The sequence below is a fragment of the Nonomuraea sp. NPDC050478 genome, from assembly GCF_044458265.1.
Classification (GTDB): domain Bacteria; phylum Actinomycetota; class Actinomycetes; order Streptosporangiales; family Streptosporangiaceae; genus Nonomuraea; species Nonomuraea ferruginea.
The window spans coordinates 1033706-1049641 of record NZ_JBITHT010000004.1 but is presented as its reverse complement, the minus strand read 5'-3'; the positions used below and the strand labels follow the sequence as shown (position 1 = coordinate 1049641).

Below are 15936 nucleotides of genomic sequence, written 5' to 3'. Positions count from 1 at the left end.
AAGTTAAGCTTCTCTGCGCCGATGGTACTGCACTCGGGAGGGTGTGGGAGAGTAGGTCACCGCCGGACAATTTTCATATGGGAAAGGCCCCGACAGGTTCTGTCGGGGCCTTTCCTTGTTTTAGGAGGGTTTCGAGGCTTCGGTCTTGGGGGCTTTTCTTGTGGGTGAGTCCCGAGGCTACGGCCACGAGGCTCGCCCTGTTTCATTGAGGCTTGGGCTATCACGCCGGGGCCCGTGCAAAGACCGGCAACGCCTCTGTCAGCTGTTGTCGACGTACTCGTCGCGCAGCTTGCGGCGCTGAAGCTTGCCCGCCTCCGTCCGCGGGAAGTCCTCGCGGAACTCGAACCTGCGCGGGCGCTTGTACGAGGCGAGCCCTTCGGCACAGTAGGCCCGGAGTTTCTCGGCCAGTCCCTCTCCGGCCTCCACGCCCGGTGACGGCTGGACGATGGCGAGCACGCTCTGCCCCCAGTCGGGGTCGGGCACGCCGATCACGGCGATGTCCTGGACGGACGGGTGGGTGATCAGGAACTGCTCGATCTCGGCCGGGTAGATGTTCACACCGCCGGAGATGATCAGGTCGGTCCTGCGGTCCAGGAGGAACAGGTAGCCGTCCTCGTCCAGGTAGCCGAAGTCGCCGACCGTGGACATGCCGTCGAGCCGGGCGGCCGCGGTCTTCCCCGGGTCGTTGTAGTACTCGAATGCCTGGCCGGCGTTGCTGAAATAGATCGTTCCAGGCTCGCCGTCCGGCACCTCTTCGCCGTTCTCGCCGACGATGCGGAGCGTGGTGCCCGGCTGCGGCCGGCCGACCGTGCCGGGCTTGGCCAGCCACTCCTCCGGGGTGACCTGGGACATGCCGCCTTCGGTGGCCGCCAGATACTCGTAGAGTTTGGGTCCGACCCACTCCATCATCTGCTTCTTGACCTCGACGGGGCAGGGCGCCGCGGCGTGGATCAGGCTGTCCAGGCTGGAGACGTCGTAGCGGAGGCGGACCTCCTCGGGCAGGCGGAGCATCCGGTGGAAGTGGGTGGGCACCATGTGGCTGGTGGTCACCTTGTAGCGCTCGATGGCGCGCAGCACCGCCTCGGCGTCGAACTTGAGGTGGCAGACCACGGTGTGGCCCAGGTGCAGCGCGTTGATGGCGAACGCGCCGGGGGCGGCGTGGTACAGCGGCGAGCAGACGAGGTGGACGCCCTGCTTCCGGAAGCCGAGCGTGTAGAAGTGCTTCGAGGCGAGCGGGGCTTCCTGTTCGGGGCTGAGGCCCGACAGCGGCCGGCGCACGCCCTTGGGGCGGCCGGTGGTGCCCGAGGTGTAGTTCATGATGGCGCCCATGACCCGGTCGCCGGGTTGTTCCTCGGGCCGGCCGCTCCACAGCTCGGGGTAGGGCTGCCAGCCCTCGACCTCGTCGCCGATGGCGTAGCGGTGCGCCGGCAGCCCGCCGACCTCGCTGTGCAGGTGTCCGGCCAGGTCGGAGTGGGCGACGAGCACCTTGGCGGTGCTGTCCTTGACGATGTAGGCGACCTCGGGCGGGGCGAGATGGGTGTTGATCGGCACGATGTAGGCGCCGAGTTGGATGGTGGCGAGTGCCAGCTCTATGTACTCCCGGCCGTTGTGCACCAGGATGGCGACCATGTCTTCCTTGCCCACGCCGAGCGCTCGGAGGCCGTGGGAGATGCGGTTGACCTGGGCTCCCAGCTCACTGAAGGTGGTCTCTTCGCCCTGCGGGCCGATGAAGGCCACTCGCTGGGGGTCCTGGAGCGCCAGCGCGTAGAAACCGGGATTCTCGGACGTCGTGTCAGGGTTGGTAGCCGGCATTCGTTCCTCCAGACCTTCCGCCTTGCGGCGATCGCCCAAGGACGCACGACCCTGATTTCAGACACCAAGTGTCCGAAATTGACCAGGGGATTGGTGTGCGACTTCGTACCGTGAAATTCAGACGAAATGCGTCCGCAACACAGAAGCTAAGACCGGGCCCCGTCAGTGTCAAGGGCGGCTTCGGCGGGGCGGTAGCCGATGGAGGAGAGCACGAAATCGACGACCCGCTCGGCGTACTGGGGGGCGTCCTCCAGGAGCGCGGGCATCCTGTCGATCGGCGTGGAGAGCACGTGGTTGACGATGATGCCGTTCACCGCGTCCAGCACCAGGGCCGGCGAGGTGCCCTGGGGGATCTCGCCCCGGTCGATGGCGAGCAGCACGAGCCGCCGGGACAGGGTCCGCCACTGCTTCCCGAGGTCCTCCATGGCCTGGCCGAACAGCTCGGGATAGAACTTGGCCTCGATCTGCGCCCGCAGCCCGACCAGGCCGTCGCGGCTCTGCTGCGCCTTCAGCGTGCGGACGCACATGGCCAGGAGGTCCTCGCGCAGCGAGCCGGTGGTCTCGGCCATGACGGGCATGGTGATCGAGGCCAGGGCCTCGACGATCAGCTTCTCCTTGCTCTCCCAGCGGCGGTAGAGGGCGGCCTTGCCCACGCGTGCCCGGCGCGCGACGGCGTCCATGGTGAACCCGGCCCAGCCGACCTCCGCGTAGATCTGCAGCGTCGCGTCGAGGACTCGGGGCTCGATGCCGGGGTCGGGCGGTCGTCCGGGGCGGGAGGTGGTCGAAGCGGTTTTCATATTTTCTCAGTCTGCCAGGTCTCGGGAGGTTCGCCACCGGTTCCGCGGTATTTACAGACGAACTTTGTCCGGATTATGGTGCTGGCAGGACCCTTACGGAAGGAGCGCTCCCTTGGCGCTGAATCTGGACCTGGTGGGCAAGGAGTGGGAGGGCGGGGGCCGGCGATGGACCTCGGCCGACGCCATCCTCTACGCGCTCGGCGTCGGGGCGGGGGCCGAGGATCCGCTGACGGAGCTGCCGTTCACGACGGAGAACTCGCACGACGTCGCCCAGCAGATGCTGCCCACCTTCGCGGTCATGATCGGCGGCACCGGAGGGTCGATGCCCCCGCTGGGTGACTTCCACCTCGCCCAGGTGCTGCACGCCGAGCAGTCGATCACGCTGCACGGCGCGCTGCCTCCCGAGGGCTCCACCGTGACCAGGAGCCGCGTGGCCGCCTTCTACGACAAGGGGCCGAACGCCATCGCCGTCCTGGAATCCACGGTCATGGACGCGGACTCGGGCAAGGTGCTCGCGGAGTCCAGCACCGGCACCTTCATCAGGGGCGAGGGCGGTTTCGGCGGCGAGCGAGGCTCCGCCGCGCCGTGGGAACGACCGGAGCGCGCGCCCGACCACGTGGTGACCTACCGGACGCGGCCCGACCAGGCCCTGCTCTACCGGCTGAGCGGCGACCGCAACCCGCTGCACTCCGACCCGTGGCTCGCCGGGAAGGCCGGGTTCGACCGCCCGATCCTGCACGGCCTGTGCACCTTCGGGTTCACCGGAAGGGCGCTGCTGCACACCGCGTGCGGCTCGGACCCGGAGCTGTTCGGCACCATGTCGGCGCGCTTCGCCTCCCCGGTCTTCCCGGGCCAGGAACTGGCGGTGGCCCTCTGGGACGACGGCGAGACCTGGCGCTTCCAGACCACGGTGGCCGGTCGGGTCGTGCTGGATCGCGGCACGTTCAGCCGGAGGAACGGGTGATCGAGGACTTCATGCCCAAGCCGACGCCCGAGACCGCACCGTACTGGGACGCCGCGAAGGCGGGTGAGCTGCGCGTCCAGCAGTGCGGCGCGTGCGGCCGGCACTACTTCTACCCGCGGCCGTTCTGCCGCTACTGCGCCTCGCCTGACGTCGCCTGGGTGACGGTGTCCGGCCGCGCGCGGCTCGTCTCGTACGTGATCAACAGACGGCCGATGCCCGGCTTCGAGTCCGTCTCGCCGGTGATCGCGCTGGTGGAGCTCGACGAGGGCCCGCGGCTCATGACGAACGTGGTCGGCGTCGAGCCGACGCCCGAGAACCTGCCCCTGGACCTGCGGCTCCGGGTGACGTTCGAGGAGCGCGGCGGGACCGTGCTGCCGGTCTTCCAGCCTGAAGAGGAGAGCGCGTGACCAGCATGCACGGCGGCCGGATCGCGATCGTCGGCGCGGCCGAGACCGACGAGATCGGGGTCCTGCCGGGCACCTCGATGCTGCAGTTGCACGCCGAGGCCGGGCTGAACGCCCTGCGGGACGCCGGGCTCACCCCCGCCGACGTGGACGGCGTGGCGACCGCCGGGCCGCTGGCCCTGGACGTGGCGCACCACCTGGGCATCAACCCGCGCTGGGCCGACGGCACCATGGTCGGCGGCTGCAGCTTCCTGCTGCACGTCCGGCACGCGGCGGCGGCCATCGCGGCCGGCGCGGCCGACGTCGTCCTCATCACCCACGGCGAGTCCGGGCGGTCGCGGGTGGGCGCGCCGCGGTGGGGCGGGGCCAACGCGACCCCCGCCGGACAGTTCGAGGCGCCGTACGGTGCCATCACCCCGTACGCCACGTTCACCGTCCCCGCCCTGCGCTTCCTTCACGAGCGCGGCATGGACCGGGAGGACCTGGCCCGGGTGGTCGTCGCCCAGCGGGAGTGGGCGAGCAAGAACCCGCGGGCCCTGCGGCGTGACATCGTCACGGTGGACGAGGTGCTCCAGGCTCCGGAGATCGCCTACCCGTTCACCAGGGACATGTGCTGCGTGGTCACCGACGGCGGCGGCGCCCTGGTGCTGACCAGCGCGGAACGCGCCGCCGACCTGCCCGGGGGGAGCCGGGCCGTCTACCTGCTGGGCTCGGGCGAGGCCACCGAGAGCGCGATGGTGTCCCAGATGGAGGATCCGGGGTCGTTCCAGGCGTTCCGCCGTTCCAGCGCCGAGGCGTTCCGCACGGCCGGGCTCGGGCACGGCGACGTCGGCCATCTGATGATCTACGACGCGTTCGCGCACCTGCCGCTCTACGGGCTGGAGGACCTCGGGTTCGTCGGCAGGGGAGAGTCGGGGGCGTTCATCGCGGACGGTCACACGATTCCGGGCGGCAGCCTCCCGGTGAACACCAACGGCGGCGGGCTCGCGTACACGCACACCGGCATGTACGGGATGTTCGCGATCCTGGAGTCCGTCCGGCAGTTGCGGGGCGAGGCCGCCGCGCAGGTGCCCGACGTGGAGGTCAGCTTCGTGCAGGGGGTGGGCATCTTCTTCGCGGCGTCTGGCAGCCTTGTCCTGTCCAACCGCGGATCTTGATCGAACGGAGCTCGGTGGCGATGCCTCGCACCCCCGGAAAGTCGAGCGGCGTCGTCATCGCCGCCCTGGCCTTCAGCGGCATGGTCGTGTCGATGATGTTCACCCTGGTGGTGCCCATCATCCCCGACCTGCCGAGGCTGGTGTCGGCCTCGGCGGAGGACGCGTCCTGGGTGATCACCTCCACGCTGCTGTCGTCGGCGGTGTTCACGCCCGTGAGCGGGCGGCTCGGAGACATGTACGGCAAGCGCCGGATGATCGTGATCAGCCTCTCGCTGATGATCCTCGGATCGGCGATCTGTGTCTTCACCAGCGCGCTGCCCCTCGTGGTGATCGGCCGTACGCTGCAGGGCTGCGCGGTCGGCGTGATCCCGCTCGGCATCAGCATCATGCGCGACCTGCTGCCGCCCGGCCGGCTGGGCTCGGCCATGGCGCTGATGAGCGCCACGCTGGGTGCGGGCGGCGCCATCGGGCTGCCGCTGGGCGCGGTCGTCGCCCAGTACGCCAACTGGCACGTGCTCTTCCTGGTCGCCGCCGCGATGGGGGCGGCGGGCCTGGTCCTGACCATCACGCTCGTGCCGGTCTCGCCGCTGCGGACGGGCGGGCGCTTCGACTTCCTCGGCGTGGCCGGGCTGTCGGCCGGGCTGGTCTGCTTCCTGCTGCCCATCAGCAAGGGCGGCAGCTGGGGCTGGACGAGCCCGCTGACCCTGGGCCTGTTCGCCGCGGCGGTGGTGATCTTCGCGCTCTGGGGATGGGCGGAGCTGCGGATGCGCAATCCGCTGGTCGACCTGCGGACCACCACCCGGCGCGAGGTGCTGCTCACCAACCTGGCGTCCATCGCCTTCGGGTTCGCCATGTTCGGCACCCAGCTGGTCTTCCCCCAGGTGCTGCAGGCGCCGGCCGCCTCGGGTTACGGGCTGGGGCTCACGTTGTTCGAGGCCGGGCTGTGCATGGCGGTGGGCGGCGGCATGATGATCGTGCTCTCGCCCGTCTCGGCCCGTGTCACCGGAGCCTACGGCCCCAAGGTGACGCTCATGCTCGGCGCTCTGCTCTCCATCGCCGGCTACGTCACCGCGCTGTTCCTGATGACGGAGGTCTGGCACGTCGCGCTGGCCGCGACGATCGTCTCGGCCGGGGCCGGTCTCGGGTACGCCGCCATGCCCGCCTCGATCATGGGAGCGGTGCCCACCTCGGAGACCGGCGCGGCCAACGGCTTCAACTCGCTGATGCGCTCCATCGGCACGTCGACGGCCAGCGCGGTGATCGGGGCGGTGCTGGCCGCGCAGACCGTCCAGCTGGGAGCCGTGACTCTGCCCTCGCGCGACGGCCTCCAGATCGCGCTGGTCATCTCGGCGGTCGCGGCGGCCGCCGGGATGGTCATCTCGGCTTTCCTGCCCCGGCGCGGGTCGGCCCGCAGGGGCGCCCGCCCCGAGCCGCCTCAGGGACGTCCCGGCACGCGGCTCCCCGGGAAGGCCGGGGAGCCGCTCGTCGACGACGTCGCGGGCGACGCGCGGTCGCGGAGCGCCGACTAGCCGCCGGATCTAGCGGGGGAGGACGAGCAGGGCGTCGCCGACGGCGCGCTCCCCGCCGTCGGACGGCTGGTTGACGACCTTGCCCTTCACGACCATCGCCGTCGACCCGCCGCCGTCCAGGTTGATCGCCTGGGTGGCGCCGAGCCAGCGCATGAACTGGGCCGCCTCGACGAAGTTGGCGCCCACGGTGATGCCCGGCTTGCGGCCGTCGATCGTGGCCACGATCAGGCTGCCGTTACGGGTGGTGCCGACCAGGGTGCGCGGGTGGCGGCGGAGGATCATGTTGACCGAGTCGTGGCCGTCGCGCCTGGCGGTGATAGCGGTGCGCCCGTTGCGGACCAGGCCCACGCCGCCCGACACGACGTGCAGGTCGGGGGTGAGCTGGAGGTTCCTCTTCTTGCGCAGGTCGCGCACCTTGGTGTCGACCTTGACGGTCCAGCCTTCCCAGAGGTGCTCGTTGAGCCACATGGCCGCCTCGCCGCCGCCGTGGAGCACCCGCTTGCCCTTCGGCACCGCGGCGCCGGGGGTGCGGACCGCCTCCACCCGGCCGTCGGCGTCGATGACCACGTCGGTGCCGTCGACGGCGGGGGTCTTGGCGCCGTACTCCTCGGTGTAGAGGACGAGCTCGTCGGCGGCCGCCGCGCGGTTGACGCCGGCGATGGGGTGCTTGGCGCCGTCCTGGGAGACGGCCGTGATGGTGGTCGTCAGCTCGGTGATGCGGGCGGTACGGCCGCGCAGCACGATCGCGGAGCGGCCCGGGACCGCCTCGCTGAGCAGCCTGCCCGCGACCACGGAGGCGCCCACCGGCTCGCCGCGCAGCTGCTTGGCGGTGTGGATGTTGAAGAAGCCGCCGTTGACGGCCGCGACCGCGCCGCCCCGCTTGGCCATCGACGAGACCGTCTCGCGCTTGGCCACGCTGGTGCCGAGCGAGGCCGCGTACGAGCCGCGGAAGGTGCGGGCGTCGACCGTGAGCACCTTGACGTGCCACGGGCCGGTGGTCTTGAGTCCGTCGTCGCCCAGGTAGTCGACCTTGACCTTCAGGCCGGCCTTCTTGAGCTTGGCGGCCGCCTTGTCGGCCTTGGCGCGCTGCTTGAACGACCACAGGCCCACGCGCACCATGAAGAGCTCCTGCGCGGGGGCGTCGGCGACCTGCGGGCGCTCCAGTCGCTGGATGCCGGCGACCTCGCCGGCCGCCTCGACCGCGGCCAGCGTGGTCTCCGCGGCCTCGCGGGTGCCGGCGTCGCGGCCGTTCGGCAGGAGCACGGTCACCGTGTAGCCGTCGGTGGACGAGCCCGCCTTCACGTCGTACAGGTCGATGCCCGAGGTCACGCTGGTCATGGTCTTGGTCGGGGCGGACCGCGCACCGAGCGGGAAGTTGGATGACGGGAACTTCACCGTCGCCTGCTCGGCTGCGGCGCCGGGCACGGTGAGGCCCGTGATCGTCGTGGCCATGGCCAGGCCGACGACGAGAGTGCGTCGAGACATGCGAACTCCAGGAGGGTGGAACGGGACCGCCCCATCCTGACGTGATCAAGCTGATCGGGTCTGGAGAACACGCCAAACGGTTGAAAGAGGTTACGCGATCGACATACGCCCGGACTGGTGAGTTCGACCTTCGCCTAGAATGGGTGCGTGAAGCGCATCGGCATGTGGTGGTGGCCGCGAGACGGCCTCTGACCTTCGCATGCGCAAGGGCCGTCCTCAGGGCGGCCCCGGGCGCAGGGCATCCCTCCGGACGGCGTCGACCGATCGAGGAGGGACCATGCGACACACCGTGCTCACCGGAGACCGCCCCACCGGGCCGCTCCATCTCGGCCACTACTTCGGCTCCCTGGCCAACCGCGTCCGCCTGCAGGACCGGTTCCCGATGTACGTGCTGGTGGCCGACTACCAGGTGATCACCGACCGGGATCTGCCGGGGGAGATCCAGCGCAACATCACCGAGTTGCTGCTCGACTATCTTGCGGTGGGGCTCGACCCGGCCAAGGTGACGATCTTCCAGCACAGCGCCGTGCCCGAGCTCAACCAGCTCATGCTGCCGTTCCTGAGCCTGGTGACGGTGTCGGAGCTGAGCCGCAACCCCACCGTCAAGGACGAGATCGCGCACAGCAGCCAGAAGGCGGTCAGCGGGCTCATGTTCACCTATCCGGTGCACCAGGCGGCCGACATCCTGTTCTGCAAGGGCACGCTGGTGCCGGTGGGCAAGGACCAGCTGCCGCATCTCGAGGTGACCCGGACGATCGCGCGGCGCTTCAACGAGCGCTACGGCCGCGTCTTCCCCGTGCCCGAGGCCATGCTCGGCGAGCGGCCGCTGCTCCAGGGGCTCGACGGCGGCAAGATGAGCAAGAGCAGGGGCAACGCGATCGCGCTGTCGGCCACCGAGGACGAGACGGCCGCGCTCATCCGCAAGGCACGCACCGACTCCGAGCGGCTGATCACCTTCGACGAGGAGAACCGCCCCCAGGTGGCCAACCTCCTCATGATCGCGTCGCTCTGCCTCGGCCGGCCGCCCGCGGAGCTCGCCGCCGAGATCGGGTACGGGGGAGCGGCCGCGCTGAAGCGGTTGACCACGGACGCGGTCAACGACTTCCTGCGGCCGATCAGGAAGCGCAGGAACGAGCACGGCGAGGCCGAGGTGCGGGAGATCCTGGCCGAGGGCAACCGGCGGGCCCGCGAACGGGCCGTGGTCACCCTCGACGAGGTGCGTGCGGCGATGGGTTTCTAGCGCGGGTGGTAGCTGAGCGTTCTGAAGGGCCAGTGCGCGGACAGCCAGGCCGTTACTGCTTCGTACAGGGGCACGTCCAGGTCGGCCCGGTCGGCCCGGACCCAGGAGGACACGTCGGCGTCGTGGGCGTCGCCCGTGGAAGGGTAGATGTAGACGCATCCGATCACGTCGCCGTCCGTGTCCAGGACGGTGTAGGTGAAGCCGCGGCGCCTGGCGAAGTCGTCCGCGTGGCGCCGCAGGTCGGCGAGGTTGGCCTCCAGGGACATGCCGTCCAAGGGAGGCCACTTCCCGTCCGGGAAGCCCGGGGTCGCGCGGATGTGTTCGATGCTGCTGGTCCAGGCGGCGTGGTCGGCGGCGTTGTGCTGAGGGCCCAGGGGTTCCAGACGGAACCGCGGGGTGACCGGAGGCGCGGGGACGACGAAGTCGTCGGGGACGAAGGCGCGGTCGTTCATGGGGCCGAGGCTACGAGGCCGGGCTCCTGGGGCGCATCCGGATTGATCGCGGGCTAGCGCTGGCGGTCGCGGCGGAACGACTCCAGCGCCAGCAGCGCGACGTGCAGCGACAGGCAGGACTCGACGTCGTCGAGATCGGTGTCGAGGATGCGCTCCAGGCGGCGCAGCCGGTCGTAGAAGGCGGGCCTCGACAGGTGGGCCTTCTGTGCGGCGACCGCCTTGTTGCGGCCCGCGTCGAGGTAGATGCGCAGGATGCGGGCCAGGTCGCCGCCCCGCTGGGCGTCGTGCGCGAGCAGCGCGCCCAGCTCGCGCTCGGCGAACGTCTGCAGCCTGGCGTCGTCGCGCAGCAGGTGGAGCAGCCCGCGCAGGCGCAGGTCGGGCAGCCGGTAGAAGGGCCGGGCGTCGGGCTGCCGGACCGCCACGTCGGCCACCTGCTCGGCCTCCAGGAAGCTGCGCCGTACGTCGCGGATGGACTCGACCACCGAGCCGGCGGCGAGCACGAACGCGGATCCGTGCTTCCACAGCTCGCGCAGGCGCTCGGAGAGCGTCGTCAGCGCGGGCTCGGCCTGCGTGCGCGGCGGGAGCGGCAGCAGGACGCCCACCCGGTCCTGGTCGAGCGCGCCCACCAGGGCGGGCAGACGGGCGTCGCGGCAGGCGGCGGCCGTCGCCTCGGCCAGCTCGCCCAGCTCGGCCTGCCCGTCGAGCGCCTGGTCGGCCGGGTCTGTCGGGCGGATGACCACGCTGACCAGTCTGCGGCCGGTGAGCGGCACGCCGACCGCGCGGGCGCGGGCTGCGGCCTCGTCGGGGTCGGAGTAGGCGTGGGTGAGGATGCCGGTGATGATCGTGCCGTGGGCCTGGCGCTCCAGCGACTCCTGGTGGCGCTCCAGCAGGCGGCCCAGGGCGAGCGTGGTGGCGGCGCGCTCGGCCAGCACCAGGTCGCGCGGCGACGGCTTGCGGTCGCACAGCAGGATCAGCCGTCCCCAGTCCTGCCCGCGCGCGCCGACGGTGGTGACGAGCCAGCCCGACGCGGAGTCGTACGCGGTGCGGTCGGCGGGGGCGACGGCCCTGGACCTGCTCTCCCAGCCGGCCAGCAGCGCGCCGGTGTCGCGACCGGCCGACTCGCAGGCCAGCACCTGGTGGGCGAGGTTCTCCAGCAGGACCGGGCGGCCCGACAGCCTGGCCACCTGGGCCAGCACCTCCGCGGGGGACGCGCCCTCGACCGACAGCTCGGTGAACACCTCGTGCAGCTGCTCGGAGGCGCGCAGCTCCTCCAGCTGGTTGTCGATGATGCGGGCGTGGACGGCCTCGGTGATCTGCACGAACGGGGTCTCGCGGGCGAGCACGATGACCGGCAGGCCGTGCTCCTCGGCGGACTTGATCACGGCAGGGGGCAGCTCGCGGACGAACCGGCGGCCCAGCTCGACGACCAGACCGGAGGCGCCGACGGAGGACAGCCCGGCGATGTAGCCGGTGAGCTCGGCGGAGTCGTCGGGCAGCGCCACGCCCGTGGTGAGCACCAGCTCGCCGCCGCGCAGCAGCTGGGCGATGTCGGCGATCTCGCCGACGTGCACCCAGCGCACCTTGGTGTCGAGCCGGTCGGCGCCCGCCACGACCTGTGGGCTGCCGCGGCGGACCGTCTCCAGCTCCAGGATGTCGGCGATGGTGGGCAGCACGACGCCGAGCCTATCCGATCAGCCTGTAATCCTGGGCGGGCCATGGTTGACAGACTGCCAGGAAGATCAGCGGATCAGGTCCTCCTCGCGGAACTCCCGCGCCGGGCTCTGCTCGCGCAGCTCCACCCGGCGGATCTTGCCCGAGATCGTCTTGGGCAGCTCGGCGAACTCCAGCCTGCGCACCCGCTTGAACGGGGCCAGCTCGCGCCGGCAGTGCTCGAAGATCGACCGGGCCGTGTCCTCGTCGGGCTCGGCCCCGGGCGCGAGCGTCACGTACGCCTTGGGGACGGCCAGGCGCACCGGGTCGGGGGCGGGCACCACGGCCGCCTCCGCGACGGCGGGATGCTCCAGCAGCACGCTCTCCAGCTCGAACGGCGAGATGCGGTAGTCGGAGGCCTTGAACACGTCGTCGGTCCTGCCCACGTAGGTGATGTAGCCGTCGGCGTCCCGGGAGGCCATGTCACCCGTGTGATAGTGCCCATCGCGCATCGCTTCACTGGATCCGGCGACATATCCGGACATGAGGCCGAGGGGGCGGTTCTCCAGCGGGATGCAGATCTCCCCGTCGTCCCCCGGTTCCCCGGTCTCCGGATCGAGCAGCACGATCTCGTACCCCGGCAGCGGCCGCCCCATCGAGCCCGGTCTGACCGGCTCGCCCGGGACGTTGCCGATCTGCGCGGTCGTCTCCGTCTGTCCGTAGCCGTCCCTGATCGTGAGGCCCCACGCCTTGGCCACCTGGTCGATGATCTCCGGGTTGAGCGGCTCGCCGGCGGCCACGGCGGTGCGCAGCGGCAGCCGCCACGCCGCCAGGTCCTCCTGGATCAGCATCCGCCACACGGTCGGCGGCGCGCAGAAGGTGTCGACGCCCTCGTCGCGCAGCACCCGCAGCAGCTCGGCCGCCGAGAAGCGCTGGTAGTCGTGGACGAGCACGGTCGCGCCCGCGTTCCACGGCGCGAACACGTTGCTCCAGGCGTGCTTGGCCCAGCCGGGCGAGGACACGTTGAGATGCACGTCGCCGGGCCGGATGCCGATCCAGTACATGGTCGACAGGTGGCCGGCCGGATAGGAGGCGTGGGTGTGCTCGACCAGCTTGGGCTGCGAGGTCGTGCCGGAGGTGAAGTAGAGCAGCAGGGTGTCGCCCGCGTGCGTCGGCCCGTCGGGCGTGAACCGCTCGGCCGCCTGGGAGGACTCGTGGTAGGGCAGCCAGCCGTACGCGTCGCCGACCGCGATCCTGGTGTAGGGGCCGCCGCCGAACTTGCCCGCGTCCTCGGCGTTGGCGATCACGTGGGACACCCCGCCGCGCTCGATCCGCTCGGTCACGTCCTTGCGGGTCAGCAGCGTGGTGGCCGGGATGACGACCGCGCCCAGCTTCATCGCGGCCAGCAGCGACTCCCACAGCTCGGGCTGGTTGCCGAGCATGAGCAGGATCCGGTCGCCGCGCCGCACGCCCTGCTCGTGCAGCCAGTTGGCCACCCGGCTGGAGCGCACGGACAGCTCGGCGAAGGTGTACGAGACCCTGCCGGTGATCTTGAGGGCGATCCGGTCGGGGGTCTCGGCGGCCAGCACGCCGTCGAACCAGTCGAGCGCCCAGTTGAACTCGCCCAGCTCCGGCCACCGGAACTCCCGGCGGGCGGTGGGGTAGTCGGCCTGGAGCAGGAAGTCGCGCGCGGCTCGGAAATCGCTCATGCTCCGGATCCTGCTACGCCGTCAGCCTCGCCTCAAGGCCATCGAGCACCGCCGCGAGTCCGAAGGTGAACATCATCTCGCGCGACTCCCTCAGGTCGGCCGGCTTGCTCTCGCGCATCCGCTCCAGCAGGTCGGGGTGGGCGGCGGCGGCCCGCTCGACGGCCTCGCGCATGCTGTCCTCGTCGAGGGGCTCCCTGGCCATCGCCTCGTTGTAGGCCACTTCGGGGATCGTGGTGCCGAACACGAAGGCGGTCAGGGTGGACGCGGCGTAGTCGATCTCCAGACCCCGGAACCCGGCGCCCTTGAAGGCCCGGGTGAGCCGGCTGGTGACCTCCAGCGCGTTGGGCCCGAGCGCGGGCGTGCGCCCGATGAGCCCGGCGGACCAGGGATGGCGCAGCATCACCCGGCGCATGCTGTGGGCGAAGGCGCCGGCCGTCTGGCGCCACCACTTCGTCTCCTCCGGCGGCGGCACCGTCATCTCGCCCCAGATCTCGTCGTAGACCAGCTCCAGCAGCTCGCGCTTGTTGGCCACGTACCAGTAGAGGCTGGTCGCGCCCGCGTCGAGCTTCGCGCCGAGCTTGCGCATGCTCAGCCCGTCGAGCCCTTCGGCGTCGAGCAGCTCCACCGCGGCGCGCACGATCTCCTCGCGGCTGCGGCCCGGGCTCTTGGCGGGCTGGGGGTCGCGCGTCCACACCGAGGAGAACTGCTTGCCGGTCATGCTTCCAGATTAAATCCTCTCGCACACTGTACGGGTTTCCTCGTACAGTGTGCGAGTGGAATCGAACGCTGTGCGAGACCCCCGTCGCTGGTGGGTGCTCGCCGTCCTCTGTCTCTCGCTGATGGTGCTGTCGGTCGACGGCACGATCCTCAACCTGGCCATCCCCTCGCTGATCGAGGAGCTCGGGGCCACTCCCTCCGACATCCAGTGGATCCTGGACGTCTACGTGCTGGCGTTCGCGGGGCTGCTGCTGACGGCGGGCAGCCTGTCGGACCGGTTCGGCCGCCGGCGGTTCCTGATCATCGGGCTCGCCCTGTTCGGCGGGGCGTCGCTGGCGGCCGTCTTCGCGGCCGAGCCGTGGCAGCTCGTCGCCGCCCGCGCGCTCATGGGCGTCGGCGGGGCCATCCTGATGCCGTCGACGCTGTCCATCCTGATGACCGTCTTCGACGCCGAGGAGCGCCGCACCGCCATGGCCGTCTGGGGAGGGGTGGCCATGGTCAGCGTGATCATCGGCCCCACGCTCGGCGGCTTCCTGCTGCAGAGCTACTGGTGGGGCTCGGTCTTCCTGATGAACATCCCGATCGCCGCGCTGGCCATCGTGGCCGCGCTGGTCCTGATGCGGGAGACGCGGGGGCCGGCGCGCAAGCTCGACCCGGTCGGCGTGGTGCTGTCCAGCGTCGGGCTGACGGCCGCCGTGTACGTCATCATCGAGCGCGAGCTCAACTGGGGGATCATCGCGGTGGCGGTCGCCTCTCAGGTCGCCTTCGTGGTGTGGGAGCGGCGGCGCGAGGAGCCGATGCTGCCGCTGTTCCTGTTCGGCAACCGCAACTTCAGCGGCGCGTCGATGTCCATCCTGCTGATGTCCTTCGGGGCGGGCGCCGTGATGTTCATGCTCACCCAGTACCTGCAGTTCGTGCTCGGGTACGAGGAGGTGGTCGCGGGGCTGGCCATGCTGCCGTACGCGGTGGCGGCGGCCGTCTTCAACGGGATCGGCGCCGGGCTCGGGAAGAAGGTGAGCAACCGGGCGCTGGTGAGCGGCGGGCTCCTGATCATGGCAGGGGGGTTCGCCGTCATGGCGACCACCACCGGCTACCTGCCCCTGCTCGTCGCGCTGCTGGTCATGGGCGTGGGCGGCGGGCTGGCGGGCCCGTCCGCGTACACCTCGCTGATGAACGCGATCCCGCTGGAGCGGGCCGGGGTCGGCTCGGCCATGAACGACACCGTCCAGCAGGTCGGGCTGGCGCTGAGCATCGCCGTGCTGGGCAGCGTGCTGGCCGAGGTCTACACCGGTCAGATGCCCGTCTCCGCGCCCGAGGCGGCCAGGGAGTCCATCGGGGTGGCGATCCAGGCGCCCGCCCTGGTGGACCAGGCCGGTGCGGCCTTCACCACCGCCATGCACGTCGGGTCGTGGGTGGGCGCCGCGTTCTGCGTCGCCGCGGCGGTGGTCGCCGCCGTCCTGCTGCGCCCGCTCGCGCCCACCGAGAGCCCTGAGCCGGTGACCGTCTAGATCGCATCCCCCACAGGGCGGAACCCCGTGCCGGGCCGGCCGGCGCGGGGCTCCGTGAGTGCGCCTGACCTTACGGGCGCTGCGGGCGGTTGGTCATGTGCTCGGCGGTGCCGACATGCTGCTTCTGCTTGCGCATGCCGGCCAGGCCCAGCAGCCCCAGCAGGCCGAGCAGGCCCCACAGGCCGGCGTTGCCGCCGCCCTGGTCCTGCTGCTGAGGTGCGGGCGACGGGTTGACCTGGCTCTGCGCGACGGGAGCGGCGGGAGCCTCCGCCGTCGCGGCCGCGGCCGGGGCGAGCGTCAGAAAGAAGGCCAGCCCCAGGCCCGTGAGAGTCTTGCGCATTGGGTTCCCCCGATCCGGCGGTCCCTCGACCTTCGAAGACCGCCTGTCGCGTCTCCCGGCCTTGTTCCCGGAAGGCTTCCCCCTGATGGGGCGGATCTTCGTATTCCCTGCTAGACGTAGCCATACCATCTCGCTCCATGATGAAACCTCTGCTCCCGGCGGCCGACACCTT

General features: G+C 70.9%; 14 protein-coding genes. 6 read left to right on the top strand and 8 right to left on the bottom strand.

The features are described from left to right. Positions 1-258: 258 nt before the first annotated feature. Together ACIBF7_RS24775 and ACIBF7_RS24770 are read right to left on the bottom strand one after the other, a co-directional pair. Positions 259-1812, bottom strand: a complete 1554-nt coding sequence (locus ACIBF7_RS24775) for an AMP-binding protein (protein WP_397198257.1) — start codon at positions 1810-1812, stop codon at positions 259-261. Positions 1813-1958: 146 nt separating this feature from the next. Beyond that, positions 1959-2609, bottom strand: a complete 651-nt coding sequence (locus tag ACIBF7_RS24770; protein WP_148033719.1) for a TetR/AcrR family transcriptional regulator — start codon at positions 2607-2609, stop codon at positions 1959-1961. Positions 2610-2721: 112 nt separating this feature from the next. Here ACIBF7_RS24770 and ACIBF7_RS24765 point away from each other — a divergent pair, with 112 nt between their 5' ends. Genes ACIBF7_RS24765 through ACIBF7_RS24750 form a run of 4 tightly spaced genes read left to right on the top strand, consistent with a single transcriptional unit; the run spans position 2722 to position 6663 of the window. Then, positions 2722-3573, top strand: a complete 852-nt coding sequence (locus ACIBF7_RS24765; RefSeq protein ID WP_397198256.1) for a MaoC/PaaZ C-terminal domain-containing protein — start codon at positions 2722-2724, stop codon at positions 3571-3573. Then, a complete protein-coding gene (locus ACIBF7_RS24760) occupies positions 3570-3980 on the top strand; it encodes a Zn-ribbon domain-containing OB-fold protein (protein ID WP_397198255.1) in 411 nt (136 codons plus the stop codon). Before ACIBF7_RS24765 ends, ACIBF7_RS24760 begins: the two co-directional genes overlap by 4 nt. Positions 3981-3985: 5 nt before the next feature. Then, positions 3986-5134 (top strand): thiolase C-terminal domain-containing protein, encoded by a 1149-nt coding sequence (locus ACIBF7_RS24755; RefSeq protein ID WP_397198271.1) that lies wholly within the window; start codon positions 3986-3988, stop codon positions 5132-5134. A 20-nt stretch (positions 5135-5154) separates the two neighbouring features. Beyond that, entirely contained in the window at positions 5155-6663 is a 1509-nt protein-coding gene (locus tag ACIBF7_RS24750) for an MFS transporter (RefSeq protein ID WP_364228810.1), read from the top strand. Between the two features lie 9 nt (positions 6664-6672). On the opposite strand, the gene ACIBF7_RS24745 is transcribed toward ACIBF7_RS24750, so the two are convergent. Then, complete coding sequence (locus ACIBF7_RS24745; RefSeq protein ID WP_148033716.1) at positions 6673-8148, bottom strand: phosphodiester glycosidase family protein; 1476 nt, start codon at positions 8146-8148, stop codon at positions 6673-6675. 277 nt (positions 8149-8425) lie between these two features. Here ACIBF7_RS24745 and trpS point away from each other — a divergent pair, with 277 nt between their 5' ends. Beyond that, the gene (trpS, locus tag ACIBF7_RS24740) at positions 8426-9388 is read left to right on the top strand and encodes a tryptophan--tRNA ligase (RefSeq protein WP_148033715.1); all 963 of its coding nucleotides are present in this window, start codon (positions 8426-8428) and stop codon (positions 9386-9388) included. Here trpS and ACIBF7_RS24735 read toward each other — a convergent pair. From ACIBF7_RS24735 to ACIBF7_RS24720, 4 genes are all read right to left on the bottom strand, one after another. Continuing rightward, positions 9385-9840 (bottom strand): GNAT family N-acetyltransferase, encoded by a 456-nt coding sequence (locus ACIBF7_RS24735; protein WP_397198254.1) that lies wholly within the window; start codon positions 9838-9840, stop codon positions 9385-9387. The two genes, trpS and ACIBF7_RS24735, sit on opposite strands and share 4 nt — an antisense overlap. A 53-nt stretch (positions 9841-9893) precedes the next feature. After that, positions 9894-11513: a PucR family transcriptional regulator ligand-binding domain-containing protein gene (locus ACIBF7_RS24730; protein ID WP_148033713.1), complete on the bottom strand. Its 1620-nt coding sequence runs from the start codon at positions 11511-11513 to the stop codon at positions 9894-9896. A 66-nt stretch (positions 11514-11579) separates the two neighbouring features. Next, positions 11580-13199, bottom strand: a complete 1620-nt coding sequence (locus tag ACIBF7_RS24725) for an AMP-binding protein (protein ID WP_364228080.1) — start codon at positions 13197-13199, stop codon at positions 11580-11582. Positions 13200-13212: 13 nt separating this feature from the next. Beyond that, positions 13213-13917: a TetR/AcrR family transcriptional regulator C-terminal domain-containing protein gene (locus ACIBF7_RS24720; protein WP_397198253.1), complete on the bottom strand. Its 705-nt coding sequence runs from the start codon at positions 13915-13917 to the stop codon at positions 13213-13215. Positions 13918-13972: 55 nt separating this feature from the next. Between ACIBF7_RS24720 and ACIBF7_RS24715 the strand changes: the two genes are divergently transcribed. Then, a complete protein-coding gene (locus tag ACIBF7_RS24715; protein ID WP_397198252.1) occupies positions 13973-15424 on the top strand; it encodes an MFS transporter in 1452 nt (483 codons plus the stop codon). A gap of 70 nt (positions 15425-15494) precedes the next feature. Here the strand turns inward: ACIBF7_RS24715 and ACIBF7_RS24710 are convergent, their stop codons facing one another. Beyond that, complete coding sequence (locus ACIBF7_RS24710) at positions 15495-15764, bottom strand: WGxxGxxG family protein (protein ID WP_148033709.1); 270 nt, start codon at positions 15762-15764, stop codon at positions 15495-15497. Positions 15765-15936 lie beyond the last annotated feature (172 nt).

Excerpts from the sequence above, each read along its gene's own strand:
- ACIBF7_RS24775 (WP_397198257.1), bottom strand. The coding sequence starts at position 1,812 with ATGCCGGCTACCAACCCTGACACGACGTCCGAGAATCCCGGTTTCTAC.
- ACIBF7_RS24770 (WP_148033719.1), bottom strand. The coding sequence starts at position 2,609 with ATGAAAACCGCTTCGACCACCTCCCGCCCCGGACGACCGCCCGACCCC.
- ACIBF7_RS24755 (WP_397198271.1), top strand. The coding sequence starts at position 3,986 with ATGCACGGCGGCCGGATCGCGATCGTCGGCGCGGCCGAGACCGACGAG.
- ACIBF7_RS24750 (WP_364228810.1), top strand. The coding sequence starts at position 5,155 with ATGCCTCGCACCCCCGGAAAGTCGAGCGGCGTCGTCATCGCCGCCCTG.
- ACIBF7_RS24745 (WP_148033716.1), bottom strand. The coding sequence starts at position 8,148 with ATGTCTCGACGCACTCTCGTCGTCGGCCTGGCCATGGCCACGACGATC.
- trpS (WP_148033715.1), top strand. The coding sequence starts at position 8,426 with ATGCGACACACCGTGCTCACCGGAGACCGCCCCACCGGGCCGCTCCAT.
- ACIBF7_RS24735 (WP_397198254.1), bottom strand. The coding sequence starts at position 9,840 with ATGAACGACCGCGCCTTCGTCCCCGACGACTTCGTCGTCCCCGCGCCT.
- ACIBF7_RS24725 (WP_364228080.1), bottom strand. The coding sequence starts at position 13,199 with ATGAGCGATTTCCGAGCCGCGCGCGACTTCCTGCTCCAGGCCGACTAC.
- ACIBF7_RS24720 (WP_397198253.1), bottom strand. The coding sequence starts at position 13,917 with ATGACCGGCAAGCAGTTCTCCTCGGTGTGGACGCGCGACCCCCAGCCC.
- ACIBF7_RS24710 (WP_148033709.1), bottom strand. The coding sequence starts at position 15,764 with ATGCGCAAGACTCTCACGGGCCTGGGGCTGGCCTTCTTTCTGACGCTC.